The organism is Aeromonas sp. FDAARGOS 1411, from assembly GCF_019047125.1.
Lineage (GTDB): Bacteria > Pseudomonadota > Gammaproteobacteria > Enterobacterales > Aeromonadaceae > Aeromonas > Aeromonas veronii.
Window position 1 is genome coordinate 1,609,765 of sequence record NZ_CP077214.1, and the last position, 25,385, is coordinate 1,635,149.

Here is a 25,385-nt window from a genome sequence, read left to right on the forward strand (position 1 = left end):
CGAATCATCCTTGACTGCATAGAAGCAGATCCTAACAACAAAGTTGAGACCCATTATCATGCCAATAAGCCTAGGGCAGGCATTCGCCAAGAACTTCTTGGGCAATGCACCACAGTGGTATAAAAGCGCCATCTTGCTATTTCTGGTGATCAATCCGATTGCCTTCCATCTTGATCCTTTCATTGCGGGCTGGTTACTGGTCGTTGAGTTTATCTTCACCCTGGCCATGGCCCTCAAGTGCTACCCCCTGCAACCGGGTGGTCTGCTCGCGATCGAAGCCGTGTTGATCGGCATGACCTCCGCTGATCAGGTCAAACACGAGTTAGTCGCCAATATCGAAGTGCTGCTGTTGCTGGTGTTTATGGTGGCAGGCATCTATTTCATGAAGCAGCTGCTGCTCTATGTCTTCACCAAGCTGCTGATCGGCGTACGCTCCAAGATCCTGCTCTCCCTCTCCTTCTGTCTGGTCTCCGCCTTCCTGTCAGCTTTTCTCGATGCACTGACGGTCATTGCCGTGGTGATCAGCGTTGCCACCGGTTTCTATGCCATCTATCACAAGGTCTCTTCCGGCAAGGGATTTGGACATGCACATGACCACACCCATGATCAGGAAGTAAAGGAAGACCACTATCAGGCTCTCGAGCAGTTCCGCGCCTTCCTGCGCAGCCTGATGATGCATGCCGCCATCGGTACCGCGCTGGGTGGTGTCTGCACCCTGGTGGGCGAGCCGCAAAACCTCATCATCGGCGAGCAGGCTGGCTGGCACTTTGGCGAGTTTGCCATTCGTATGTCCCCCGTCTCGCTCCCCGTCTTTATTTGCGGTTTGCTTACCTGTGTGCTGGTCGAGAAGATGGGATGGTTCGGTTATGGAGCCAAATTGCCGGAGTCGGTGCGCGCCATCATGGAGGAGTACAACCTGCATGAGAATGCCAAACGCACCCAGCAGGACAAGGCCAAGCTAATGGTACAGGCTCTGATCGCCATCTGGTTGATCGTCGGCCTGGCTCTGCATCTTGCAGCGGTAGGATTGATTGGCCTCTCGGTCATCGTGCTGGCAACCTCGTTCACCGGTATTACCGAAGAGCATGCTCTGGGCAAGGCCTTTGAAGAGGCGCTGCCCTTTACCGCCCTGCTGGCTGTGTTTTTCAGCGTGGTCGCCGTCATCATCGATCAGCAGTTGTTCAAGCCGGTGATCCAGTGGGTTCTTTCGGCGGAACAAGAGCAACAATTGGCGCTTTTCTATGTAGCCAACGGTCTACTCTCCATGGTCAGTGACAACGTCTTTGTCGGCACCGTCTACATCAATGAGGTGAAGACTGCTCTGCTCAACGGTGCCATCGACCGCGCCCAGTTCGATCTGCTGGCGGTAGCCATCAACACAGGTACCAACCTGCCGTCGGTCGCCACCCCCAATGGTCAGGCCGCCTTCCTGTTTATGCTCACCTCGGCATTGGCTCCGCTGCTGCGCCTCTCCTATGGCCGCATGGTCTGGATGGCGCTGCCCTACACCCTGGTGCTGGGGCTGGTCGGCTTTTTCTCTGTCGAATTACTGCTTGGCCCTGCCACAGAGTGGTTCTATCAGCACGGATGGCTGGTGATGGAGAGTGCGCTGCCAGCGGTACAGCCAGCGCTGCATTAATCCATTGAGATGGTTTCCGAGGGCCCTTTCTGGGCCCTTTTCTTTTCGGTTCCGCTCTGCTCTAATTCAGCCACTGTTTTTTCTGAGAGATCAATTAGATGATCGAGTTTCTCCGCCGTATCGCCGCCCATCGGCTGGCCTGGGGTCTGTTGGCAGCATCAGCCCTGTTCCTCGAGTTGTGCGCCCTCTTCTTCCAGCATGTGCTGGGCCTCTCCCCGTGCGTGATGTGTGTTTACGAACGGTTGGCGACCCTGGGTGTGCTGGCCGCTGGTCTGCTCGGCATGGTGGCGCCGGATAAGTGGTATGTTCGCTGGAGTGCCATGTTGCTATGGGGCTACAGTGCCTTCCGCGGCTTCCAGCTGGCCCTCAAGCATGTGGACTATCAGGTTAACCCCTCCCCGTTCAACGTCTGCAGCCCGTTTGCCGACTTCCCGAGCTGGGCTCCGCTCGATCAGTGGCTCCCCTGGCTCTTTATGCCGGAAGGGGATTGTGCCCAGATCACCTGGCAGTTCTTCGGTTACTCCATGCCCCAGTGGCTGGTCGTCATCTTCGCCGCTTACCTGTTGGTCTTCACCGTAGTGGCCATCGGCAATCTGGTGAAAGGGCGCTGCTGCAACTGAGTGTCATGCCCGCGTGGAGATAAAAAGGGGGAGCCATAATGGCTCCCCCTTCTCATTCTGGTTGACCGTATTTCTGGTTATGCCTTGGCTGTACTCATCTTGGCCTTGACCGCGCCGATTACCATGGGCAACAGGGAGATACCGATGATGCCGAAGATCAGCAGGGTAAAGTTGTGACGCACCACCGGCAGATTGCCAAAGAAGTGGCCAGCATAGACGAAGGAGAGTACCCACAGCAGGCCGCCAACCAGGTTGAACGCCAGGAAGCGCGGATAGGTCATGGCCCCCATCCCTGCCACGAACGGCGCAAAGGTACGCACGATAGGCAGGAAGCGGGTGATGATGATGGTCTTGCCACCATGCTTGGCATAGAAGGCGTGGGTCTTCTCCAGATAATCCCGGCGGAAGATTTTGGAGTCCGGGTTGCGGAACAGCTGCTCGCCGAAGAAGTGACCAATGGTGTAGTTGACCACGTTGCCCAGCACGGCAGCGATGATCAGCACGGCCGCCAGGGTATGGACGTCCAGCACGCTGCCCACAGTAAGCGCACCGGCGGCAAACAGCAGGGAGTCACCCGGCAGGAACGGCGTCACTACCAACCCGGTTTCACAGAAGATGATCAGAAACAGGATGGCGTAAACCCAGACGCCATAGTTCTCGAACAGCTCTTTCAAGTGCACGTCAACGTGCAGGATAAAGTCGATTGCAAAGAGGATCAGATCCATTTTTTCCATACCCATAAAGTGAACGGCGTGGAGTCTACGCCAATGCCATCCGGGCGACAATCACCGGGCCAGCCTCTTTTTCATCCCGCAGCGCCCACCTTCAAATGAAACCGTTTTTCCGCTTCCTTCGAGGGTGGGGGCACAAAGAGTGATGTCGAGCGTGGTGTTGAAAAGGTGAACTAGGAGGCCTGTTCCAGATCGCTGCGCACTGCGGGGGGCAAACAACGCTCCCAACCCCATAGCAACACCAGCAGCAGGGTCACATCATCGAACCAACCCAGCAAGGGCACCACGTCGGGGATAAGATCCACTGGACTGATGCCATAGAGCAGAATAAGGATCACCAGGCCCCTCGCCCACCAGGGGGTACCGGGATGGCGAAAACCCTGATAGAGACGACGAAGTCGTTGCCAAATCAGCCAGCGTTTGCGGCTCATGATTCGATCAACTCGCTGCGCAACTGCTGGATCTGATCCCGTAGTGCCGCCGCCTGTTCGAACTCCAGATCACGGGCATGTTGGAACATCTGCTCCTCCATCCGTTTGATCTCTTTGGCAATCTCGCTGGCAGAGCGAACATGGTACTCCCCTTGCGGCTCGGCCGCCTTGCGCATCCCCTTGCCAGGTTTGCCTGCCGTGCGGCTGCCTCCCATGTCCATCACATCGCCAATGGACTTGTTGAGCCCTTTGGGGGTGATGCCATGCTTGAGGTTATGGGCATGCTGCAAGGCGCGGCGCCGCTCGGTCTCCTCAATGGCGACCTTCATCGAGTTGGTGATGGTATCGCCGTAGAGAATGACCTTGCCGTTGAGGTTACGCGCCGCCCGGCCGATGGTCTGGATCAGCGAGCGGGTGGAGCGCAGGAAGCCCTCTTTATCTGCATCGAGAATTGCCACCAGCGACACTTCCGGCATGTCGAGACCTTCCCGCAGCAGGTTGATGCCCACCAGCACATCGAACTTGCCGAGGCGCAGATCGCGAATTATCTCCACCCGCTCCACAGTATCGATGTCGGAGTGGAGGTAGCGCACCTTGACGTCGTGCTCCGCCAGATACTCGGTCAAGTCTTCCGCCATCCGCTTGGTCAGGGTAGTAACCAGCACCCGCTCCTCGACGGCGACCCGCTTGCGGATCTCGGAAAGGAGATCGTCCACCTGAGTGGTCACCGGACGCACCTCGATCTCCGGATCGAGCAGGCCGGTAGGGCGCACCACCTGCTGCACCACATCGCCGCCGGACTTCTCCAGCTCGTAGGGGCCGGGAGTCGCCGAAACAAACACAGTCTGCGGCATCAGCGCTTCAAATTCGTCGAACTTGAGCGGCCGGTTGTCCAGCGCCGAGGGGAGCCGGAAGCCGTACTCCACCAGGGTCTCCTTGCGGGAGCGGTCCCCTTTGAACATGGCGCCGATCTGCGGCACCGTGACGTGGGACTCGTCGATGATGAGCAGACCGTCCCCCGGCAGGTAGTCAAACAGGGTGGGCGGCGGCTCCCCCGGCGCACGGCCGGAGAGGTAGCGGCTGTAGTTCTCGATGCCGGAACAGTAACCCAGCTCCTGCATCATCTCCATGTCGAACTGGGTACGCTGGCTGATGCGCTGCTCTTCAACCAGCTTGTTGAGGGACAACAGCTGCTCGCGGCGGCTGCGCAGCTCCTCCTTGATATGCTCGATAGCCCCCAGAATGGTCTCGCGCGGGGTAGCGTAGTGGGTCTTGGGATAGATAGTGTAACGCACTACCGTCTGCTCGATAGCGCCGGTCAGGGGATCGAACTGGGAGAGGCGCTCCACCTCTTCATCAAAGAGTTCTACCCGCAGGGCCAGCTTGTCCGATTCGGCAGGGTAGATGTCGATCACTTCACCGCGTACCCGGAAAGTACCGCGTTGAAACGCCATGTCGTTGCGGGTGTACTGCAACTCGGCGAGGCGACGCAGGATATCCCGCTGGTTGATCACATCCCCCACTTTGAGATGCAGCATCATGCTCAGATAAGCCTGGGGATCCCCCAGACCATAGATGGCCGACACCGAAGCAACGATCACCACGTCGCGCCGCTCCAGCAGTGCCTTGGTGGCGGACAATCGCATCTGCTCGATGTGATCGTTGATCGAGGCATCCTTCTCTATAAAGGTGTCGGTGGTCGGCACATAGGCTTCGGGCTGGTAATAGTCGTAGTAGGAGACGAAATACTCTACAGCGTTGTCGGGGAAGAACTCCTTCATCTCACCATAGAGCTGGGCGGCCAGGGTCTTGTTGGGAGCCAGGATCATGGTCGGGCGGTTCAGGGTGGCGATGACGTTGGCCATGGTGAAGGTCTTGCCCGAACCGGTCACCCCGAGCAGGGTCTGGTGGGCCAGCCCCGACTCGATGCCATCCAGCAGTTGGGCAATCGCCGTGGGCTGATCCCCGGCGGGTTGAAACTGGCTGGCTAACTTGAACAATTTGCTCATGAACACTCCCGACACAAAACAGCAGAGGAGCAGTGTAACCGAGGGTTTGGCAGCGGTACACCCGTGCCATCATCCCGCGAATGGCTTGACCACCCCGGACACCTTCTGTATGATGCTCCTCCTTGCCTGATGTTCCCCCGTAGTTCAGTCGGTAGAACGGCGGACTGTTAATCCGTATGTCACTGGTTCAAGTCCAGTCGGGGGAGCCAAATCCTCACCATCTCGGTGCAAGTTATCCACTTTAGTGCCCTCCTCTGCCAATTTTAATGCACAAGATCCTTCTTGCTGCTGACGCTCCTTTTTGTTACCCGTCCCGGCTCGACAGAGTTTTCTCCTGTCGCATATAACTATTTGATTTTTATACAAACATTTTTCTTCCGGTATTTTTTGAACAGCCCTTGCATCCCAGTGCTGGCGCGGCTTTCAGGGCGATGAACAAGTTTCATAAACAGGGTTATCCACAGATTCTGTGGGTAAGTGCAGCAAGCCCTGTCAGGACGCGGGATTGCCCTTGATGGCCCCCGGCGAAGAGTCATTTTGCTGGCCAACCTGATTTTATGCTGTTTTTTTGCTCCCTCCGGAACCACCTAGTGACAGGCTCTATTGGCACTTTTCAGAAGCATCTTTTTGCCAACCCTTTTCCCGTGGGCAAACGGGCAAATATCAAGCTGACTTGCCCCTCAGCCAACCATGGCGGCCATCGGTTGAATCTGCTGAAACTGATCCCCGCCAAGCGGCTGAACAGCAGAATCTAAAAAATCGTCCTGCGCCAGAGCACTTCGGTAGCGAGCAGCAGATTTCACTAATTGACAACGGCGGTTACAGCAAAAATTGCCAGATTTCATCCGCTTGTCTCCCTATCACGCCGCCGGCTCCATAAATAGCGTCCGATAACGTCCGATTAATCGCACCCTTGCGCTTCTTTATTGGGGATAGATCCGGCACAATATCGACCCCACTTTTTTCCTCGGTTTTTCCGGGCATGACCATAGATTTCGTGACACTGCTACATCAAAGCGACTCCCTGCTGCTGTTCGTGGTATTGGCCTTCGGCCTGCTGCTGGGCAAGGTGCGAATTGGCAACTTTCAGATTGGCAACACCATAGGTGTGCTGTTTACCGCCCTGCTGTTCGGCCAGATGGGCTTCGAGTTTACTGCCACCACAGAAAACGTCGGCTTTATGCTGTTCATCTTCTGTGTGGGGATCGAGGCGGGCCCTCACTTCTTCAGCGTCTTCCTGCGCGATGGCATTCACTACATCACTCTCACCCTGGTGATCTTGCTGACCGCCCTGCTGCTGACGGTGGGGCTGGCCAAGTTCTTCAATCTGGGGCCGGGCATGGCGGCGGGGATCCTGGCGGGTTCCCTCACCTCGACTCCGGCGCTAGTGGGTGCCCAGGATGCCTTGCGCAGCGGTCTGCTCAACCTGCCCCATCAGACCGATATGCAGGCGGTGCTCGACAACATGGGCATCGGCTACGCCCTGACCTATCTGGTGGGTCTGGTGGGCCTGATGCTGGTAGTGCGCTATCTCCCCTCGCTGGCACGCCTTGACCTCAATACCGAGGCGCAAAAAATCGCCCGTGAGCGGGGTCTCTCCGACAGCGAAAGTCGCAAGACCTATCTGCCCATCATCCGCGCCTATCGGGTTGGCCCCGAGCTGGCAGCATGGATAGGTGGTCGTACCCTACGAGAGACCGGCATCTATCCCCATACCGGTTGCTATGTAGAGCGGATCCGCCGCAACGGCATTCTGGCCAGTCCCGATGGTGATGCCGTTATTCAGGAAGGGGACGAGATCGCCCTGGTGGGCTATCCCGAGAGCCACGAGAAGCTGGACGTCAACTATCGCAACGGTAAAGAGGTGTTTGACCGCAACCTGCTCGACCTGCAGATCGTCACCGAAGAGATAGTGGTAAAGAATGACTCCGTGGTAGGCCGCCATCTGGTGGAGCTCAACCTCACCGAGAAAGGGTGCTTCCTCAACCGGGTAGTGCGCTCCCAGATCGAGATGCCGTTCGATCGCAACATCATGCTGCAAAAAGGCGACGTGCTGCAGATCAGCGGCGAGAAGCAGCGGGTCAAACTGCTGGCCAACAAGATCGGCTTTATCAGCATTCACAGTCAGACCACGGATCTCGTGGCCTTCACCACCTTCTTTGTGTTGGGACTGCTGATCGGCTCCGTTTCGCTGGTGTTCGGTCAGATCGAGTTTGGCCTCGGCAACGCCGTCGGCCTGCTGTTGGCTGGTATTCTGATGGGGTATCTGCGGGCCAACCACCCGACGGTCGGCTATGTGCCGCCCGGCGCGCTCAGATTGGCCAAGGATCTTGGTCTGGCGGTCTTTATGGTGAGCACGGGCCTGAAAGCCGGTGGCGGCATTCTGGATCACCTCAGCGAGGTGGGTACGGTAGTGCTCTTCTCCGGCATGCTGGTGACCACCTTGCCGGTGCTGGTTGGCTATCTGTTCGGGGTCTGGGTGCTCAAGATGAACCCGGCGCTGCTGCTCGGTGCCATCACAGGTGCCCGTACTTGTGCCCCGGCGATGGATGTGGTCAACGAGGCAGCCAACAGCTCCATTCCGGCGCTCGGTTATGCCGGTACCTATGCGGTGGCCAACGTGATGCTGACCCTGGCGGGCTCCTTTATCATCGGCTTCTGGTTCTAGCCAACAGCCATCACATTACCGCTAACAAAGAAGGGAGCCTCAGGCTCCCTTCTTGCTATCTGCCCCGCTAGAGAGATGTAGATCAGGTTCATTGGTGTGGCGTCACCTCCCCCCACCATCTGCGCTGAAATCTGCCACCAACCCACTCTTCCTATTCCACAATGGCCGATGCTCTGCTCTGCTCAGCTCTGCTCTGCTCTGCTCTGCTCTGCTCTGCTCTGCTCTGCTCTGCTCTGCTCTGCTCTGCTCTGCTCTGCTCTGCTCTGCTCTGCTCTGCAATGAGTGATGGTAGATCCCGAAGACAAAAAAAGCGCCCTGAGGCGCTTTTTTCATATCAACCGGATGATCAAGCTTTGAACTTGCTGAACACCAGAGAGGCGTTGGTACCGCCAAAGCCGAAACTGTTGGACATGACGGTGTTGAGCTCGGCCGCTTCGTACTCGCGCACGATGGGCAGACCTTCAGCCTTCTCGTCCAGGGTCTCGATGTTGATGCTAGGGGCGATAAAGCCGTGTTCCATCATCAGCAGGGAGTAGACAGCCTCGTGCACGCCCGCAGCGCCCAGCGCATGGCCGGTCATCGCCTTGGTAGCAGAGATCTTGGGACCGTTGGCGCCAAACAGAGTCTGGATAGCTTCCAGCTCTTTGGTATCACCCACCGGAGTGGAAGTGCCGTGGGTGTTGATGTAATCAACCTTGCCCACCCCCTGCATTGCCATCTTCATGCAACGCACCGCGCCTTCACCGCTCGGCGCGACCATGTCGTAGCCGTCGGAGGTAGCACCGTAACCGGTCAGCTCGGCATAGATGTGAGCACCACGAGCCAGCGCGTGCTCCAGCTCTTCGATCACCAGAATGCCGCCGCCACCGGAGATGACGAAACCATCGCGGTTCGCATCATAGGTACGGGACGCCTTTTCCGGCGTGTCGTTGTATTTGGTAGACAGCGCGCCCATGGCGTCAAACTGGATGGTAGAAGACCAGTCCAGCTCTTCACCGCCACCAGCGAAGACTACATCCTGTTTGCCAAGCTGGATCAGCTCAAGCGCGTGACCGATGCAATGAGCAGAGGTGGCGCAAGCTGAGCTGATGGAGTAGTTGACACCCTTGATCTGGAACGGGGTCGCGAGGCAAGCAGAGGTGGTGGAAGACATGGTGCGCGGCACCATGTAAGGGCCCACACGCTTGACCCCTTTCTCGCGGGCGATGTCCACAGATTCCGAGGTGTTCTTGCCGGAGGCACCACCTGAACCGACCACCAGGCCGGTACGCTCGTTGGAGACCTGATCTTCCGCCAGACCAGCATCTTCAATGGCCTGCTGCATGGAGAGGTAGGCGTAGGCCGCAGCGTCGCCCATGAAACGCATGACTTTACGGTCGATCAGTTCAGACGGATCGAGTTTGATGTTACCCCAGACACGGCTGCGCAGGTTGTGCTGCTCGAACTGCTCGGAATAGGTGATGCCGGATTTACCTGCTTTCAGGGAGGCCAGCACTTCTTCCTTGTTGTTGCCGATACTGGAGATGACGCCGATACCGGTGATCACTGCTCTTCTCATTAATTCATCTCGTCTGGAAAAACTGGCGCCAAGTCTACCCGCTTTCGGCTGCCAAACTGGTCTGCTTTCACGTAGAATGCCCGCGATTTTGTGACGCGAGCCGAGGAAAACGTGAGTCAAACATCCTTACATCATGCCCGATTGGACTGGAATGAAGCGGGAACTCCTGTCTCCAGTGACTTCGGGGATGTGTACTTTTCCAATGATAACGGTCTAAGTGAAACCCGCTACGTCTTTTTGCAGCAAAACCGGCTACCTGCGCGATTTTCGCACCACGATAGTGACAGTTTCGTGATAGGTGAAACAGGTTTCGGCACAGGTCTTAACTTTCTGGCGACAATGCAAGCCTTCCTGGAACAGGCGCCCCAATTCGGCAACGGCTCCCGTCTGCACTTCATCAGTTTCGAGAAATACCCCCTGACCCAAGACGATCTGCGCAAGGCGCTGGCCGCCTGGCCTGAAATTGGCCACTTGAGTCAGGATCTTGTCGCCCAATGGCCGCTGCCGGTCTCCGGTTGCCACCGCCTGCATTTTGCGGGTGGCCGCATTCGCCTCGATCTCTGGTTTGGCGACATCAAGGATATGCTGCCGCAGGTGCCTCACCGGGCAGAAGGTCTGGTGGATGCCTGGTATCTGGATGGTTTCTCCCCGGCCAAGAACCCGGAGATGTGGACACAGGAGCTGTTTGATGGTCTCGCTCGCCTCGCCCGTCCCGATTGCTCCATCGCCACCTTTACCTGTGCCGGTTTTGTCCGTCGCGGCCTGATTGCCGCCGGTTTTGCCATGAAGAAGGTGAAGGGCCACGGTAGCAAGCGGGAGATGCTGGTGGGGGATCGCACCGACAAGCAACCGCAGCAGACCATCGCCCCCTGGTATGCCCGTCCTGCCGGACGCGCTGGCGAGGTAGTGATCATCGGCGGCGGCATCGCCTCGGCCATGACGGCGCTTTCTCTGGTGGAGCGGGGTCGCAAGGTGACGTTGCTGTGTGCAGATGGCGAACCGGCCACCGGCGCCTCCGGCAACCGCCAGGGCGCGCTCTATCCCCTGCTCAACGGCGAGCACGATGCCCTGTCACGCTTCTATTCGCTCGCCTTTGGCTATGCCCGCCAACGGCTGCTGGCGTTGGCCGAACGCCATCCTATCGCTTTCGAATTATGCGGAGTGACCCAGCTCGGTTATGACGACAAATCGGCAGCCAAGTTGGTGAAAATGAACCTGGGCCCCTTCCCGTCCGAACTGATGCATCCCCTCTCTACAGCAGAGGTAGAGCAGGTGGTTGGCCTGCCCTGTGGCCACAGCGGCGTCAGTTACCCACAGGGGGGCTGGCTCTGTCCGGCCGCTCTCACCCGAGCAGCCATCAAGGAGGCGCAAGCCCGTGGTCTGCTGCAGGTGGAGTACCACACCCAAGTAAGCGCCATTGCCGAGCAGACCGATGGCTGGCAAGTAGAGAGCCAGGATGGCCGCCACTGGCTGGCTCCCAATCTGGTGGTCGCCGCCGGTCACCAGTTGCCAGCACTGCTCCCCTTTGCCGAGCTGCCCCTCTATCCGGTGCGCGGTCAGGTGAGCCATGTGCCGACCTCAGCCAGCCTGAGCCGGCTCAATACCGTGCTCTGCTACGATGGCTACCTCACGCCAATGCACAACGATCACCACTGCATCGGTGCCAGTTATGGCCGTAACCAGAGCAGCCTTGAGTTTCGTGCCGAGGAGCAAATCCAGAATCAGGTGCGGTTGCAAGCCTGCCTGCCGGAGCAAACCTGGCCCGCCGAAGTGGATGTGAGCGGCAACGAGGCGCGCGTAGGGGTGCGTTGTGCCAGCCGGGATCACCTTCCGGTGGTGGGGCCAGTGGCCAGATTGCAAGGTCTGGCGGATCACTATGCGCAGCTGCAGCATGATCAGCACAACGCCCAGCCGCTCCCCCTTCACCCCGGCCTCTATGTGCTGGGGGCGCTCGGCTCTCGGGGTCTCTGCTCGGCGCCGCTCTGTGGCGAGCTGCTCGCCAGCGAGATCTGCGGCGATCCCCTACCGCTGGCCGCCGATCTGCTGGAAGCGCTCCACCCAGCCCGTTACTGGGTGCGCAAACTGCTCAAAGGCAAGGCGCTGGTCTGAACCGGACTCTGCAAGCAAATAGAATGGCCGCCCATCGGGCGGCCATTCTATTTATCAAATCGTGCGATGCTGGATATTGCGTCTTGAGATAGCGCTCACTTGGGCCAGTGCACCCCGAGCTGTTCGCCGTAACCTGTCTGGCGCTGGAATCCATCGAGCCGTCCCTTAATCTTGTTCAGCTCGCCACTACCTGCTGCCCACGCGGCATAGCGCAGCGCCTGACAATCTGCATGGCCCGGTAACGCCGCAATGGCGCCCCCCACCTGATTGGCCCCTTGCAGCACCATCTCCTTGAAGCGGGATTCGTAGTCAAACATGCTGGAGAGCAGCCGCCCCCAGCGCTGACGGGCAGGATCGTTACTGTTAGCACTCTGACGCCAGCGGGGCAGCAACACAGTGGCGTTGGTGGTCACCGTCACCCGGTTAAGCTGGCAGCGCCCCGGCAACTGCTCGGTATCCAGCTGCCAGTCCACTTGATAACTCGCCTTGCCGAGCACGGGCTTGCCATTCACCTTGGGAGCACTCTGGGCAATCGCCCGGGCAAGCTGCTCCGGACCGGTTGCATTGACCTCATAAAAACGGACATTGATGCGGGACTCTGGCACCACTTGCGGCCGGCTCGGCTGAGCCTGACTCATCAGGGGCAACAACAACAATCCGACCCCCACTACTCCATAAACCTTGCTGACCATGCCAGACTACCTTCCTTGATTGCACGGGTGGAGTACCAACCTTGGTGAACCCCACCGCCACACAGATGACGGGTATAGCCTATGTGTGACGACGAGGCGGCGCAATACAATGATGCGCCCAGAAATCAGAGCACGCTCACAGGTTGCGTGAGCAGAGTATGGCACAAGGCCAAAACTGTATTTTTATTGAGCATGACGGCTGATGCGCTGCCAGTCGAGGTGATAGTTTTTCACATTGATGTCATGACCATCTATCTGAATAAAATGATCATTTTTAAGACGGTTGGCAAAAAAGTCCTGATCTGCCCCCTCATTGAGCCACAGCTCGCAAAGTCCCCGTTTTCCCTCTTTGGCATAGAATCTCGGAGTAACCAGCAGCGCGACTCCATCTACCCGGATGGCACGACGGGCCAGGCAGTTTGCTTCCGTGGTTTTGGATGCCAGCGCGGCAAAACGGGGTCTGTTCCCCTCGGCAACTACCAGAACGCCGTAAGAGTGAGGAGCCATGAGACGCCGCATGGCGACCGCCTGATGAGGACCGGTTTGATGAAAACCGTCATTGGTTACCGCAAACACGCAAGTAGGTGAAAATAGCATCGCAAGCAGGAAAATAGAGCGTTTAATGCCTAAAAAATCACCAGTCACCATATAAAAGCCTCAAAAGACAACCAAGGCTGGCAAGGGTAGGTAGCCAAACCCGCTGGGTAAAGTACCTTTACCTTTCTTTAATTCTGTTCATGGGGTTAAACGTTGATTTAGCTCACACAACATCCTGTTTCCAGTCGCCACTCTACCCCTATCGGAATAGACTCCCTCCACTCTCATCCAATCAGAAGGCAACATATGCTGGAACTCATCGTTGGCACCCTGATCACCCTGGTGGTGGGCCGTGCCATTTTCAAAGGATACTCCGCGACCGGGGTGCTGCTGAGCGGCGGCTTGCTGCTGCTGGTCATCACCGCCATGATGGGCAAGCCGGTACTGCCGAGCAAGGTGGTCAGCACCGGTTATATCGCTACCGATATCTTCGAATACGTCCGCTTCCTGCTCAATGACCGTGGCGGTGGACTGGGGATGCTAATCATGGTGCTGTGCGGCTTCGCCGGCTACATGAGCCATATCGGCGCCAACACCATTCTGGTCAAGCTGGCCAGCAAACCGCTCGGCATCATCAAGTCCCCCTATATCCTGCTGGTGGCTGCCTATCTGGTGGCCTGCGCCATGTCGCTGGCGGTCAGCTCCGCTACCGGCCTCGGCGTGCTGTTGATGGCAACCCTGTTTCCGCTGATGGTCAACATGGGGATCTCCCGTGGCGCGGCTGCAGCCGTGTGCGCCTCGCCAGCCGCCATCATTCTGGCACCGACCTCCGGTGACGTGGTAATGGCTGCTCAGGCCGCCAACATGCCGCTGCTGGATTTTGCCTTCAAGCTGACCCTGCCCATCTCGCTGGTGGCGATCGCCTTTATGGCGGTGACCCACTTCTTCTGGCAGCGCTACCTTGATCAGAAATCCGGCGAGCACAACGAGCCGGTTGCACCGGGCGATCTGGTGACTACCGCCCCCGCTTTCTACGCCATCCTGCCGTTCACCCCCATCATCGGGGTACTGATATTTGACGGCAAATGGGGCCCGCAGCTGGATATCGTCACCATCATAGTGATGTGCATGGTGCTGGCCAGCCTGCTGGAACTCGTGCGTATCCGCAATGGCAAGGAGCTGCTGGACGGTCTGCAGGTCTGCTGGCGCAACATGGCTGACGCCTTTGCCGGTGTGGTCATGTTGCTGGTCGGTGCCGGTGTCTTCGCCCAGGGTCTGATGACCATCGGCTTTATCGACACCCTGCTGACCCACGCCCAGGATCTCGGCTCGGGTGGCATGATCATGATGCTGTCACTGGTGGTGATCACCACCCTGGCCGCCTTCACCACTGGCTCGGGCAACGCCCCCTTCTACGCCTTCGTGGAGCTGATCCCCAACCTGGCCAGCAGCCTGGGCATCAACCCGGCCTATCTGGTGATCCCGATGCTGCAAGCCTCCAACCTGGGTCGCACCATTTCGCCGGTCTCCGGTGTGGTGGTCGCCTGTGCGGGGATGGGCAAACTCTCGCCGTTCGAGGTGGTCAAACGTACCTCCCTGCCGGTGGGCGTCGGCCTGCTGGTGGTGATCATTGCCACCCAGATCATGGTGCCCGCCTGATCGCTGACCAGCCCGGCACCCTGCCGGGCTGGTATCCTGCCCCCCCTTTGCAGTAGACTCGGTGCTCATTTTCCCCTAAGGAGGACCGAGATGAGTATTACGGTTCAACTTGCCCATTTCAGTGATTGCCACTCCCACTTCGATGGCGCGCCCATGAGCTTCTCCCCGGTCGGTGAAAGCCAGTGGCGCACCCAGTGCGGCGGTTATGCCCGGATCCTGACCCGACTGACCCAACTGCGTGCCCGAGCCGCAGCAGCCGGCCAGCGTTTTCTGTTTCTGCACGGTGGCGACTCCTTTCAGGGCTCGCTCTATTTCAACCGCTTCAAAGGGCGCGCCAACGCCGATCTGCTCGCCATGCTGGCCCCCGATGCTATGGTGCTCGGCAACCACGAGTTCGATCTGGGCAACGGCCCGCTGGTGGAGTTTTTGCGCCAGCTCGATTTTCCGGTGCTGGCCGCCAATCTGGACAACAGCCAGGAGCCTGCCGACACAACCCTCGGGTTGTGGGATATCCCTCACCTCTACGACGCCCATCAGCCCTGGCATCGCCGGGTGATCGACGGGGTTCCCTTTGCGCTGCTCGGCATCACCCTCGCCCAGATGGCCGCCATCGCCAACCCGGATCCTCACACCCGTTTCCACGCGGTGGCCGACACCCTCACCAAGGTTCTGCGGGAGATCAAGAGCGAAGGGATCCAGCATATCGTGCTGCTGAGTCACCTCGGGCTGGATCAGGACAAGCTGCTGGCCGAGCGCTTCCCCGAGCTCAGCCTCATCATCGGCGGCCACACCCACAGCCTGCTGGGGGATCTCGCGCCGCTGGGTCTGCCAAGTGAAGGCAGCTATCCGCTGATGAACAACGGGGTGGCCATTTTGCACGCTGGCCACAGCGCACTTTGCCTCGGTGTCTGCGAGCTTACCTTCGATGAGGCGGGCCGCGTCGTGCAAAGTGAGGGGCAGCTGGAGTGGCTCCCCTGGCAGCCCTGGCCATTCGCCTCCACCCCACCCGCCGGGCTCACCTTCTGCGAGCCGGATCCACAGCTTGAACAACATCTGGCCAAACGCTACCGGCCGGAGATCGAGACCATGAGCCAGCGCATCGTCACCCGGCTGGCGGCGCCACTGCCCCATCAGCGGCTGCCGGATGCCGCCCAGCCCCACGGCAGCCAGCTCGCCCCGCTGGTGGCCCGTGCCATGCTGACGGCCGCCCGTGAACAGGTGGGTGAAGTGGACTTTGCCCTGCACAACGCCGGTGGCGTGCGCTGCTCGCTGGAGCCGGGCCCCTTGAGCGAAGCGGATATCGCCGGTCGCCTGCTGCCCTTTGCCATCCCACTGACTCTCTATCGGGTGCACGGTCACGAGCTGGCGGAAGCGCTGGAGAATGCCATCGACAACGCCACCAACAACGGCGTGGTCGGCAATGGTAACGGCAGCTTCCCCTACACCGCGGGAATACGATTCACCTATCAGGCCGATCTGCCCAAGGGCCAGCGCATCACCCGACTGGAGTGGGAAGCCACCCCCGGCCAGTGGCAAGCGGTCAATGCCGAACAGGTCTATCGCGGGGTGTCGAGCGCCTATACCGCCTCCGGCAAGGAGGGCTACACCGCACTGGCGCGTACCCTGACCCAGCACAATCAGGAGCTCGGCATCACCCTGGCCGACGCTTTTATCCGCTGGGCTCGCCACCTGCCAGCGCTGGAAGCACAGCCGCCCCTGATTGAGTACATCCGTTGATGCAAAGGGGGGATGGCTTTGCCACATCCCCCTGACGGCCAATATTGCCGCAGCCAGCGCCCGGTTCCCTTCCAGAGCCGGGCTTTTTCGAGAATATTTGCCCCACACGGGCCCGCCCCATTGCATCGCACTCACTAGCTCGGCAAGATAGGCCCGCTTTCAAGACCAGCTGCAGGAACAGGCGACTTCATGAATCACTCCATCCGTTTCACCCCTCCTCGCGTCAACCCGGGCATCAAGCCAGCCATCGTGCTGCTGACCGCCCTGCTGGCGCTGCTCTTCTGTCTGCGCAACCCGCTCTTCCACGCCATGGCGCCGGGCTTTGATGCCTCGCTGTTCGCGGTGATGGGCAAGATGTGGAGCGAAGGGGGGGTGCTCTATCGCGACATGATCGACATCAAGGGACCGATGATCTTCGCCCTCGATGCGCTGGGCTACGGTCTGGGGGGATTTGTCGGGATCTGGGCGCTGGAGTGGGTGCTCTGCTGGCTCGGACTGCTGGCCAGCTGGCAGGCCTTTGCCCAGCTTGGCCTCTCGTTCAAAGCGCGGCTCGGCGCCATGCTGGCGGTGTTGGCTCTCTACGGCACCCGTTACTACTACGGCAACATGACCGAGGACTGGACCTTCCACCTCGCCCTCATCGCCCAGTGGGCTTTCATCACCCTGCTGCTGGACAAGGGATTTCGCTGGTGGCCCGCGCTGGTGGCGGCCCTTACCTTTGCCATCGTCGCCTGGATGCGCACCAACAACGGCGCCTTCTGGGGTGCCTGGTATCTGGTGCTGTTCTGCCACTGGTGCCTGCACGAGAAGTGGCGTGACGCCATCCTGCTGCTCATCTCCAGCCTGCTGGGGCTGGCGCTGATTGGCGGCCCACTTTACGCCTACTTCCAGCAGCATGATCTGTTGGCGGCCTTCAAATACTACGCATTCGACATCTTCTTCGAGGGGAGCTACGGCAATGGCTTCTCCCCCATGGTGGGCGCCGTCGGCCTGCTGCGCACCGGCCTGGTGATGCTGCTGCCCGCCTTCATTATTCTGATGCTGAGCCGCCGTCAGGAGTGGTATCTGCCCGCCCTGCTGGCGACCCTGTTTGGGGTGCTGTTTACCCTGATCGCCAACTCGGTCTCCGGCCATGTGTTCGATCACTACGACGTGCTCTATCTGCAACTGGCAGTGCTGCCGCTAGCGGTATTGCTGGATCGCAGCGAACAGCAGGCAGATGCCATCGGCCTGCTCTGCATCTCGCTGGTCGTCTTGACCGCCAGTTGGCTGCTGGCCCAGCAGCTCGCCTTTGGCTGGAGCACCAAGGAGTGGTCCCTCGAGCGGGTCAACGAGGTGCTCGGCACCAGCCTGCTGTGGGCGCTGCCGGTGCTGATCCTCATCCCCCTCTGGCGCGCCTGGGATGTGCGCAGTGCCACCCCCTGGCTGGCAACGCTGGCCATGCTGCTGCTGATGATCAACAACGCCTGGGAAGGCACCCTCAAGGGTCGCCCTTTCAATCCGGCCGCGCAGGTACGGGTTGATCGCATCAAGGCCGAGACAGTCCCGAGCGACAAGATCTGGGTCGATGGCATCCAGCCGCAATATTATCTCTGGACCGATCGCCAGCCGGCGTCCGCCTACCTCTTCTTTGCCAACGTCAATCCGCCCTATGACGTGCGCGAGCGAGTGCTGGCCGATATCCAGCGCCAGAATCCGAAGTTCATCATCGCCAAGCCGGACCGGGTGAGCGAGGAGCTGAAAAAACCGAGCACCCCTTCCCATCTCGCCTTCTATCAATACCTGACCAGCCACTACGAAGAGGTGGATCCGGGTCTCTATCGCCGACGCTGATCGTCAATACGCCTCGCAGGGCGGCCATTGTTGCAATGGCCGCCCTTTTTCTTGCGCCAGAACCCCTTGCAGCAGCGGCCCGCAGTAGGCAAGCCCGCCCGAGATAACTACAATGACGCTCTTTTTGATGTAACGAGTGACACCATGGCGGAACTGACTTATCTGGGCGGCTATCCCGACCCTCTCAAGGCTCAGGTACAGCAGCTGATTGCGGCAGGCAAGCTGGGGGAGATGCTGGCCAAACGCTATCCGGAAAGCCACCAGATCCAGAGCGACAAGGCGCTGCTTGCCTACACCATGGAGCTGAAGAACCGCTACCTCAAGAGCTCGGCGCCCCTGTCAAAGGTGGTGTTCGATGGCAAGATCAACGTGATCAAGGATGCCCTCGGCCTGCACACCTACGTCAGCCGGGTACAGGGCAGCAAGCTCAAGGCCAAGAACGAGATCCGCATCGCCGCCCTGTTCAAGGAGGCGCCGCCCCCGTTCCTGAAAATGATCGTGGTGCACGAGCTGGCCCATATCAAAGAGAAGGATCACAACAAGAGCTTCTACCAGCTCTGCCAGCACATGGAGCCCGACTATCATCAACTGGAGTTTGATCTCAGGCTCTGGCTCACCTGGCGTGATATCGACAAGGCCAACCGCTAGGCTGACAACCGTTTCAGGGAGGAAACATGTCATTCGCCGCAACCCCCTTTGGTGCCACCCGCTTTATTGCCACTTTGGTAATGACCAGCTTGGGCCGCGCTACCAGTCCCCGCCGCGCGTCACGCGGGCTGCTGGCGCTGCTGCTTCTGCTCGCGGGCCACGGCGCCCGTGCCGATGAGCACTGGCAGAGCGACAGCTATCTGGTCGAGAGCTTTATGGCCATCGCCATGGAGCGGGAGTATGGCGAAGCCAGGCAGACCCGTTTTGCCCGCTGGCAGCAGCCGATCCGGCTGCAACTTATCAACGAATCGGGTGACAAGCCGCTGCAGGCCGACGTGGTGAAGGTACAGGCGGCCCATCTGGCCCGCATCACCGGCCACTCCATCAGCATGGTGGCCGCAAAGCCCAACCTCACCCTGATCATGACCGACTACAGCAAGATGAAGAGCTGGGCCAACCGCACCATGGGGGGCGATCCATCGGTCAAGATGGCGCTCAAGGAGGGGCTCTGCCTTGCCAACTTCGCAACCAATGCGAAACACGAGATCAGCCGTGCCACCATCATCATTCCGGTAGACTACAGCCGGGCCAAGGGACGCTTTCTCGACTGCGTGGTGGAGGAGTTCACCCAGGTGATGGGGCTGCCCAACGACTCGGACAAGGTGTTTCCCTCCATCTTCAATGACAACAGCATCGACAGCTTTTTGACCGGGCTGGACTATGTGCTGCTCAAGATGGCCTATCACCCGGCCCTCAAAACCGGAATGAGCAGTGACGAGATCCGCGCCGCACTGCCCATTGCGCTGGCCGACCTGCGCGCCAAAGGGGAGATCCGCGAAGCCAATCGCCGGGTGCAGCAGCAGAGCCTGAAAAGCTGGGCGGGGTTGTAACGGGCCTGGCTCAACCAGAGCCAGAAACCACCGCGAGCCTCTCACCACCAACAAAAAACGCAGCCACCTGGCTGCGTTTTTGTTGTCCGGGGCTCTGCGAATCGTTAGCGGGCATGCCCGTTTTTCAGCTACCCATTTATCCACCGCCCAGAATTATCCACTGACCATGGGGATCAGGAGGCAACGTTCTCTTCCGGCATCCAGCTCTCGGCGTTCTCCCACACCTCTTGCACCATGGCTTCGGCCAGCTCTTTGTCTTCCTTGCTGGCACGGCTAACGGTCAGGGCCATGGCACTGCCCGGCGCGACCCGCACATGGATGTCGGGGAATTTTTCGCCAAGCTGCTTGAGCAGCTCCTGACGCAGCGCCTCCATGGTCGAGGTCGGGATCTGATGTTTTCTGTCGATGATGATTTCAAGACGCATAGGAAACTTCTCCATGATTTACGACTGTATTTTTATCCAGTATTTATGGGAAGTAAAGTGCCAACTTGCACCAATCAGAAAAGATCCAGCTGCTGACCGCAGATCCGGTCGAACGACTCGCCGATAAAGGGGAGGATGGCGTCGGCAATGGGTCGCAACTGCTTGTCGATATAGTGTTCGTAATCGATGGCACTGCGCCGGTACTCCAGCGGCTCGGGGCCATTGAGGGTCATCAGATAGGCGATGGCGCCCCGATGCTGATAGCGCTGGGGCAGACCGCGGCGCAGGTTCTCCTCATCGGCCAGCCGCGCCGCTCGCACATGGGGCGGTACATTCTTCTGATACTCCTCGAGCTTCTGGCGCAGCCGTTTGCGGTAGATAAGCAGATCGTCGTGACGACCGGCGCGAGTCTCATCCACCATGGTGCGCACATAGCCGCTGGGATCTTCATCGTGAAACACCAGCTCATAGAGGCGAGTCTGAAACTGCTTGGCCAGCATGGTCCAGTCGGTGCGCACCGATTCGAGCCCCTTGAATACCAGCTGTTCACTCCCCTCACTGGCCTTGCCAACCAGACCGGCATAGCGCTTCTTGCTCCCCTTCTCCAGCCCGCGGATGGTGGGCATCAGAAAGCGGCGATAGTGGGTCTCGTACTGGATCTCGAGATAACTCGGCAGGTCGAACTCGCGCTTGATCAGCGCAGCCCAGTTGTCGTTGATCATCTTCGCCAGCCGCCGCCCAATCTCGTCCGCCTCATCGGGGCTGGTCTCGCGCCCCAGATGGACAAAGGTGGAGTCGGTATCGCCATAGATCACCTCGAACCCCTTCTCTTCAATCCACTCGCGGGTCTGCTGCATGATGCTGTGGCCACGTAGGGTGATAGATGAGGCTAGGCGCGGATCATAGAAACGGCAGCCCCCCGACCCCAGCACGCCGTAGAAGGAGTTCATGATGATCTTGATGGCCTGGGAGAGTGCCTTGTTGCTGGCAGACTTGGCTCTGTCCCGTGCCGCCCACAAGGTAGCGATGAGATCCGGCAAGAAGTGCCGTTCGCGGGAAAACATGGCGCCGCGAAAGCCGGGAATCGCGTGCTCAGGATGCTGCAGCCCTTCGATGAGCCCCATGGGGTCGATGCAGAAGGTTCGGATGATGCTGGGATAGAGGCTCTTGAAATCGAGCACCAGCACATGGCGATAGAGACCGGGTTTGGAGTCCATCACATAACCGCCGGGGCTTGCCAACCCACCGTCGGCCGGCAGATTGGGGGCCACGTAGCCGCCACGATGGAGCCGCGGCAGATAGAGGTTGGTAAAGGCCGCCACCGAGCCCCCTACCCTGTCCAGCTCAAGGCCAGTGAGGGAGGCTCGCTCGATGGCAAACGGGATAAGGTGGCAGTAGTCGAAGATCTCCCACACCAGCTTGCAATCTTCCAGGTTGTAGCGGGCGAGCGCCTCCTTGTCGGAGTGGAACAGCTCGGTGATCTTCTCCCCCCGATTGGCCACGTCCTCGATATCCTTGCCACGGCCAAGCAGTTCGCTCGCCACCGCATCCAGGCTGTAGCTGGCAAACTGCCAGGTGGCGCTTTTGAGGGTATCGATGCCGTCGAGCACCATGCGCCCGGGGATAATGACGTTGCCGGTTTGGGGATCGCCCCGTGACGAGCGCCAGAAGCAGAGCTCGTGGCCACGACCCAGCCGCAGCCGCCGCTTGTTGAGCTCGGCGCGGCGCAGCAGCAGGCGAAAATCGAAGTTGACCACGTTCCAGCCGATGACCAGATCGGGGTCATGCAGGCTGAACCAGCTCTCCAGCGCACTCAGCAGGGCGCTCTCGTCCTCTACCCACTGGACTTGGGTGCCCCAACTCTCGGCATCCGCTTCCGGGGTGCCGATCATGATGACCCGCGCGTCCTGCTCGCTGTAAAGACCGACCGAGAAGAGGGCCCCGTCCATGGCGCACTCCACATCCAGTGACACCCAGGAGAGGGTTGGCGTCACCGCCTGGGGCGCGCAGCGTGCCTCGTTCACCTCCCAGTAGCCCTGCTTGCCCCCCTTCTTCACCGCCCGGCCATCGAAGCGCACGCCAGCGGTGATGAAACGCTCCATCAGGAAGCGCTCCGGCAGCCGGATATCCGCCTCGAAGTGCTCCAGACCGCGAATAAGCAGCAGCTCGATGGCGCGGTGAAAGGCGCTCAGGGTAGCGAAATAGCAGCCCACCACAGGGCGACCGTCGAAGGTGTGCATCGGCAGGCGGCGAAACCGCCCGCTCACCCCGGCCCCCTTGAACAGCTCGGCGGCTTCTGCCATGTGGCTCTGTGGCAAAAAGAACACCGGCTCCTGCCCCGGCACCACCACCCGCACCGGCCCCTGCGCGCTCCAGAGCCACATCACGATTTCGGTGGTGGCAGGCAGCCCGTTGCGACCGCGCACGTCCCGACCGTGGCGGGTCAGGATAAAACCGTCGAGGGGCGGAGTGGCGGGTACGGAGGGCTGGGTTGCAGTCATGAAGCGTAAAGGGGCTGTCCGAGAATGGGACTATTGTACGTTCATACAGTGCCTGCTCGCAATCGTCACGCTGGCTGCGAGGCGGGAGTCAAACTGGTAAGCTCGATCCGGTCGTTATTCCCGCCCATCCCGTTCTGACCACTCTTCGCCGACGAAAGGAGTCTTTGTGGCAATCTATTCCCTGCTGGATCAGCTGGCTATCCCCTACCAGCGTGTTGACCATCCCCCGGTGTTTACCTGTGAGGAAGCGAGCAGGCTGCTGCCCGACCTGCCCGCCGCCAAGACCAAGAACCTCTTTTTGCGCGACCCGAAAAGCGAGCGGCTGTTTCTGGTGGTAACACCGGAGGAGAGGCGGGTCGATCTCAAGGCGCTGGCAACCGCCCTTGGCGTCAAGCGGCTGAGTTTTGGTTCCCCCGAGCGGCTCGATGCGGTGCTCGGCCTCACCCCGGGATCGGTGACCCTGCTCGCCATGGTGCGCGACAGGGAAAAAGCGGTAGAGCTGGTGGTGGACGAGGCCATCTGGCAGGCCGAACAGGTGCAGTGCCATCCGCTGGTCAACACCGCGACTCTGATCATCCGCCTCGACGACGTGCGCCGTCTGCTGGCCCACCTCGGTCGGGAGGCCAACGTCATGCGGCTGCCTGCTGCAACCTGCAATTAGCACAACGTCTGGCGGTTGGGTTCACCTTGCCGCCAACACAACCACCTTTCACGCAGCGAAATTGACTGACAAGACAATAAAATGGCTTCTTGTGCGCTGATAAATCGAGTCAGTAGTTGCCATCGTGCAAGAAGTCGGAGGTAAGCATATTCAGCCATTTAACCAATTGATAATAGGCTGGATTCATGTTGTGATCGGCCACTGCCAGCGGGCGATACCCCATCGCCTGTTCGTTCACAGGTGACTTCCCAGAGAGCCCCTTGATGCCAAGTCTGTTTTCCTCAGCCCAGTTGTTGAGTCTGGTACTATTCGTCACGCTGTCACATGTGGGGGTCGCCACCATTTTCGCCGCCATGTGGCACACCCATCGCCAGATCAGGGCATTGATCTACTGGTCAGCGGGGGAACTGGTTATCGCGGGGGCTTTTTGCTGCCTGCTGCTGCGCCCTCTTGAGGGAAATGCATCCCTTGCCAATATTCTCTGCACCAACCTGCTGTTGATGTCGACCACCCTGCTCTATGAACGGGGGATGCGCCACTTCTTTCGCCGTGAAGCCGACCAACTGGGCTGGCTGCTGCCCGCCGTTACCCTCGGCGGTTTCGTTCTGTTTGCCATGACCGCCCTGCAGCAACCCCTCTTTGATGTGCACAGCCGGATCATCGTGCTCTCCGGCGTGCTCTCGCTGCAGATTGCGCTGCTTATCTGGCAGCTCTGGCGCTACCAGCGGCTGGCCCCCGTCTATCGGGTGCTGCGCTTTGCCATTCTGCTGCTCGGCCTGCAACTGCTGTTGCAACTACTGCGGATCGCCAAACACCTCTGGCAGCCGGAGCTGGCGGCCAACTCCTTCACCGATCCGCTGCTCGGGCCTGTGATCCTGCTCAGCCTGCTCTTTACCATCGCCCGCAGTTATCTGCTGCTGAGTTTGGTCCACACCCGCCAACAGCAAGCCCTGCTGGCCACCCAGCGCAAGCTGGAGCGGCGCGCCAATCAGGACGAGCTGACTGGCCTGTTCAGCCGCCACTATTTCGAACGCCAGGTGGCCCTGCGTGCCCGCGAGGTGAGGAGCCCCGGCCAGCTGCTGCTGATCGATCTGGACAACTTCAAGCAGATCAACGACCGCCACGGCCACCCCGCCGGTGATGCCATGCTGCGGGCCGTGGGTCGGGTGATCACCAATACCCTGCCTTCTGAGGGCATGGCCGGTCGGCTTGGCGGCGATGAGCTGGCCCTGCTGTTGATGGCGGACCCGCAGACCCTGCCCGACTACTGCCACAGCCTGCAACAGCAGATCGCCGAGGCGACCCGGGAGCTGGCCGGTGGCCCCATCAGCCTCAGCATCGGCCTCACCTCGCTGCACCCTGACGAGGGGTTTGAAGCGGCCTACCTGCGCGCGGATCGGGCCCTTTACGCCGCCAAACAGGCTGGAAGGCAACGGGCCTGCGTGCAGGAGCTCCACCACAACGAGCCGCAACCGCTGCCGCCCTGTGCGCTCCTGTCATGAGCGCAGTGCTCGCTCTGCAGTGCCGACCGGCCAGGCTGGCAGATGCCCCGGCTTACCGGCGCTATGTCACCGAATGCGCCAAAGACGGACAGCCGCTCTATCAGGTGGCACAATTTGACCCGGAGGGCTGGCGACAGAGCCTGCTGGATCACGCCGAAGGGCGCAACTTGCCCAGTGGATACCTGCCGACCACCACCTATTTTGCCCTCGATGGCGAGGAGATCATCGCCACCCTGCGTCTGCGTCACGGTGACAATGAGGCAACCCGCCAGTGGCTGGGTCATATCGGTTACGAAACTCGCCCCTCTCGCCGTGGCGAAGGGACCGCGACCGTGCTGCTGCGCTGGGTGCAACAACAGGTACTGGCGGCGCCGGTGCTGATCTGCTGTGACCTAGACAATCTGGCTTCCCGCAAGGTCATTACGGCCGCCGGGGGCGTGTTGCTGGGGCGGCGCTTCCATCCGGGGGATCGCAACTGGCTGGAGATGTATCAGCTAGCCCCCTGCCCCAGCCGAGCATAGCCGCAGCAGTAATA

General features: G+C 59.8%; 22 protein-coding genes and 1 tRNA gene. 13 read left to right on the plus strand and 10 right to left on the minus strand.

Annotation, left to right across the window (positions count from 1 at the left end; translation table 11 throughout):
• The first annotated feature begins 58 nt into the window (after positions 1-58).
• Positions 59-1,639, plus strand: a complete 1,581-nt coding sequence (gene nhaB, locus I6L41_RS07145) for a sodium/proton antiporter NhaB (RefSeq protein WP_216962989.1) — start codon at positions 59-61, stop codon at positions 1,637-1,639.
• 98 nt (positions 1,640-1,737) lie between these two features.
• A complete protein-coding gene (gene dsbB / locus I6L41_RS07150) occupies positions 1,738-2,259 on the plus strand; it encodes a disulfide bond formation protein DsbB (protein ID WP_005336895.1) in 522 nt (173 codons plus the stop codon).
• A 77-nt stretch (positions 2,260-2,336) separates the two neighbouring features.
• Here the strand turns inward: dsbB and I6L41_RS07155 are convergent, their stop codons facing one another.
• The 3 genes from I6L41_RS07155 to uvrB form a co-directional block, all read right to left on the minus strand.
• Positions 2,337-2,984, minus strand: a complete 648-nt coding sequence (locus tag I6L41_RS07155) for a DedA family protein (RefSeq protein ID WP_041202713.1) — start codon at positions 2,982-2,984, stop codon at positions 2,337-2,339.
• A 179-nt stretch (positions 2,985-3,163) separates the two neighbouring features.
• Positions 3,164-3,421, minus strand: a complete 258-nt coding sequence (locus I6L41_RS07160) for a YkvA family protein (protein ID WP_005360976.1) — start codon at positions 3,419-3,421, stop codon at positions 3,164-3,166.
• A complete protein-coding gene (uvrB, locus tag I6L41_RS07165; RefSeq protein WP_005336898.1) occupies positions 3,418-5,430 on the minus strand; it encodes an excinuclease ABC subunit UvrB in 2,013 nt (670 codons plus the stop codon). Before uvrB ends, I6L41_RS07160 begins: the two co-directional genes overlap by 4 nt.
• A gap of 133 nt (positions 5,431-5,563) precedes the next feature.
• Between uvrB and I6L41_RS07170 the strand changes: the two genes are divergently transcribed.
• A tRNA-Asn gene (locus I6L41_RS07170) sits at positions 5,564-5,639 on the plus strand.
• 471 nt (positions 5,640-6,110) lie between these two features.
• Here I6L41_RS07170 and I6L41_RS07175 read toward each other — a convergent pair.
• Positions 6,111-6,275, minus strand: a complete 165-nt coding sequence (locus I6L41_RS07175; protein ID WP_155521816.1) for a hypothetical protein — start codon at positions 6,273-6,275, stop codon at positions 6,111-6,113.
• 137 nt (positions 6,276-6,412) lie between these two features.
• Here I6L41_RS07175 and I6L41_RS07180 point away from each other — a divergent pair, with 137 nt between their 5' ends.
• Positions 6,413-8,098 (plus strand): aspartate:alanine antiporter, encoded by a 1,686-nt coding sequence (locus I6L41_RS07180; protein WP_019445829.1) that lies wholly within the window; start codon positions 6,413-6,415, stop codon positions 8,096-8,098.
• A gap of 346 nt (positions 8,099-8,444) precedes the next feature.
• Here I6L41_RS07180 and fabB read toward each other — a convergent pair whose 3' ends face one another.
• On the minus strand, positions 8,445-9,656 hold the full coding sequence (gene fabB / locus I6L41_RS07185) for a beta-ketoacyl-ACP synthase I (protein ID WP_005336905.1): 1,212 nt from the start codon (positions 9,654-9,656) through the stop codon (positions 8,445-8,447).
• Between the two features lie 90 nt (positions 9,657-9,746).
• On the opposite strand from fabB, the gene mnmC reads away from it, so the two are divergent.
• Entirely contained in the window at positions 9,747-11,765 is a 2,019-nt protein-coding gene (mnmC, locus tag I6L41_RS07190; RefSeq protein WP_216962993.1) for a bifunctional tRNA (5-methylaminomethyl-2-thiouridine)(34)-methyltransferase MnmD/FAD-dependent 5-carboxymethylaminomethyl-2-thiouridine(34) oxidoreductase MnmC, read from the plus strand.
• A 95-nt stretch (positions 11,766-11,860) separates the two neighbouring features.
• Here mnmC and I6L41_RS07195 read toward each other — a convergent pair whose 3' ends face one another.
• On the minus strand, positions 11,861-12,457 hold the full coding sequence (locus I6L41_RS07195) for a DUF922 domain-containing protein (RefSeq protein ID WP_216962996.1): 597 nt from the start codon (positions 12,455-12,457) through the stop codon (positions 11,861-11,863).
• 183 nt (positions 12,458-12,640) lie between these two features.
• The gene (locus I6L41_RS07200) at positions 12,641-13,105 is read right to left on the minus strand and encodes a hypothetical protein (RefSeq protein WP_216962998.1); all 465 of its coding nucleotides are present in this window, start codon (positions 13,103-13,105) and stop codon (positions 12,641-12,643) included.
• A 195-nt stretch (positions 13,106-13,300) separates the two neighbouring features.
• Here I6L41_RS07200 and dcuC point away from each other — a divergent pair, with 195 nt between their 5' ends.
• From dcuC to I6L41_RS07225, 5 genes are all read left to right on the plus strand, one after another.
• Positions 13,301-14,653 carry an anaerobic C4-dicarboxylate transporter DcuC gene (dcuC, locus tag I6L41_RS07205; protein WP_216963001.1) on the plus strand — a complete coding sequence of 451 codons (1,353 nt, stop codon included), beginning with the start codon at positions 13,301-13,303 and terminating at the stop codon, positions 14,651-14,653.
• Positions 14,654-14,743: 90 nt separating this feature from the next.
• Positions 14,744-16,390 carry a bifunctional UDP-sugar hydrolase/5'-nucleotidase gene (locus I6L41_RS07210; protein ID WP_216963004.1) on the plus strand — a complete coding sequence of 549 codons (1,647 nt, stop codon included), beginning with the start codon at positions 14,744-14,746 and terminating at the stop codon, positions 16,388-16,390.
• A gap of 189 nt (positions 16,391-16,579) precedes the next feature.
• Entirely contained in the window at positions 16,580-18,223 is a 1,644-nt protein-coding gene (locus I6L41_RS07215) for a hypothetical protein (protein ID WP_216963007.1), read from the plus strand.
• Positions 18,224-18,367: 144 nt separating this feature from the next.
• On the plus strand, positions 18,368-18,871 hold the full coding sequence (locus I6L41_RS07220) for a M48 family metallopeptidase (RefSeq protein ID WP_005333421.1): 504 nt from the start codon (positions 18,368-18,370) through the stop codon (positions 18,869-18,871).
• 26 nt (positions 18,872-18,897) lie between these two features.
• Complete coding sequence (locus I6L41_RS07225) at positions 18,898-19,761, plus strand: DUF2927 domain-containing protein (RefSeq protein ID WP_216963010.1); 864 nt, start codon at positions 18,898-18,900, stop codon at positions 19,759-19,761.
• 173 nt (positions 19,762-19,934) lie between these two features.
• Here the strand turns inward: I6L41_RS07225 and I6L41_RS07230 are convergent, their stop codons facing one another.
• Together I6L41_RS07230 and I6L41_RS07235 are read right to left on the minus strand one after the other, a co-directional pair.
• A complete protein-coding gene (locus I6L41_RS07230; RefSeq protein WP_005333426.1) occupies positions 19,935-20,186 on the minus strand; it encodes a DinI family protein in 252 nt (83 codons plus the stop codon).
• 74 nt (positions 20,187-20,260) lie between these two features.
• Positions 20,261-22,687 (minus strand): DNA polymerase II, encoded by a 2,427-nt coding sequence (locus tag I6L41_RS07235; RefSeq protein ID WP_202004132.1) that lies wholly within the window; start codon positions 22,685-22,687, stop codon positions 20,261-20,263.
• A 166-nt stretch (positions 22,688-22,853) separates the two neighbouring features.
• Between I6L41_RS07235 and I6L41_RS07240 the strand changes: the two genes are divergently transcribed.
• Complete coding sequence (locus I6L41_RS07240; protein WP_204383294.1) at positions 22,854-23,348, plus strand: prolyl-tRNA synthetase associated domain-containing protein; 495 nt, start codon at positions 22,854-22,856, stop codon at positions 23,346-23,348.
• A 109-nt stretch (positions 23,349-23,457) separates the two neighbouring features.
• On the opposite strand, the gene I6L41_RS20825 is transcribed toward I6L41_RS07240, so the two are convergent.
• Positions 23,458-23,586 carry a hypothetical protein gene (locus tag I6L41_RS20825; protein WP_302054527.1) on the minus strand — a complete coding sequence of 43 codons (129 nt, stop codon included), beginning with the start codon at positions 23,584-23,586 and terminating at the stop codon, positions 23,458-23,460.
• Positions 23,587-23,611: 25 nt separating this feature from the next.
• Here I6L41_RS20825 and I6L41_RS07245 point away from each other — a divergent pair, with 25 nt between their 5' ends.
• Together I6L41_RS07245 and I6L41_RS07250 are read left to right on the plus strand one after the other, a co-directional pair.
• Entirely contained in the window at positions 23,612-24,850 is a 1,239-nt protein-coding gene (locus I6L41_RS07245) for a GGDEF domain-containing protein (RefSeq protein WP_216963013.1), read from the plus strand.
• On the plus strand, positions 24,847-25,371 hold the full coding sequence (locus I6L41_RS07250) for a GNAT family N-acetyltransferase (protein WP_216963017.1): 525 nt from the start codon (positions 24,847-24,849) through the stop codon (positions 25,369-25,371). The genes I6L41_RS07245 and I6L41_RS07250 overlap by 4 nt, the downstream gene beginning before the upstream one ends.
• The last annotated feature ends 14 nt before the right edge of the window (positions 25,372-25,385 follow it).

Coding starts and splice junctions, on each gene's coding strand:
- dcuC (WP_216963001.1), top strand. CDS start 13,301: ATGCTGGAACTCATCGTTGGCACCCTGATCACCCTGGTGGTGGGCCGT.
- I6L41_RS07230 (WP_005333426.1), bottom strand. CDS start 20,186: ATGCGTCTTGAAATCATCATCGACAGAAAACATCAGATCCCGACCTCG.
- I6L41_RS07210 (WP_216963004.1), top strand. CDS start 14,744: ATGAGTATTACGGTTCAACTTGCCCATTTCAGTGATTGCCACTCCCAC.
- I6L41_RS07155 (WP_041202713.1), bottom strand. CDS start 2,984: ATGGATCTGATCCTCTTTGCAATCGACTTTATCCTGCACGTTGACGTG.
- uvrB (WP_005336898.1), bottom strand. CDS start 5,430: ATGAGCAAATTGTTCAAGTTAGCCAGCCAGTTTCAACCCGCCGGGGAT.
- I6L41_RS07215 (WP_216963007.1), top strand. CDS start 16,580: ATGAATCACTCCATCCGTTTCACCCCTCCTCGCGTCAACCCGGGCATC.
- I6L41_RS07250 (WP_216963017.1), top strand. CDS start 24,847: ATGAGCGCAGTGCTCGCTCTGCAGTGCCGACCGGCCAGGCTGGCAGAT.
- I6L41_RS07195 (WP_216962996.1), bottom strand. CDS start 12,457: ATGGTCAGCAAGGTTTATGGAGTAGTGGGGGTCGGATTGTTGTTGTTG.
- dsbB (WP_005336895.1), top strand. CDS start 1,738: ATGATCGAGTTTCTCCGCCGTATCGCCGCCCATCGGCTGGCCTGGGGT.
- I6L41_RS07160 (WP_005360976.1), bottom strand. CDS start 3,421: ATGAGCCGCAAACGCTGGCTGATTTGGCAACGACTTCGTCGTCTCTAT.
- I6L41_RS07220 (WP_005333421.1), top strand. CDS start 18,368: ATGGCGGAACTGACTTATCTGGGCGGCTATCCCGACCCTCTCAAGGCT.
- I6L41_RS07245 (WP_216963013.1), top strand. CDS start 23,612: ATGCCAAGTCTGTTTTCCTCAGCCCAGTTGTTGAGTCTGGTACTATTC.
- I6L41_RS07180 (WP_019445829.1), top strand. CDS start 6,413: ATGACCATAGATTTCGTGACACTGCTACATCAAAGCGACTCCCTGCTG.
- fabB (WP_005336905.1), bottom strand. CDS start 9,656: ATGAGAAGAGCAGTGATCACCGGTATCGGCGTCATCTCCAGTATCGGC.
- I6L41_RS07235 (WP_202004132.1), bottom strand. CDS start 22,687: ATGACTGCAACCCAGCCCTCCGTACCCGCCACTCCGCCCCTCGACGGT.
- I6L41_RS07225 (WP_216963010.1), top strand. CDS start 18,898: ATGTCATTCGCCGCAACCCCCTTTGGTGCCACCCGCTTTATTGCCACT.
- nhaB (WP_216962989.1), top strand. CDS start 59: ATGCCAATAAGCCTAGGGCAGGCATTCGCCAAGAACTTCTTGGGCAAT.
- I6L41_RS07200 (WP_216962998.1), bottom strand. CDS start 13,105: ATGGTGACTGGTGATTTTTTAGGCATTAAACGCTCTATTTTCCTGCTT.
- I6L41_RS07175 (WP_155521816.1), bottom strand. CDS start 6,275: ATGAAATCTGGCAATTTTTGCTGTAACCGCCGTTGTCAATTAGTGAAA.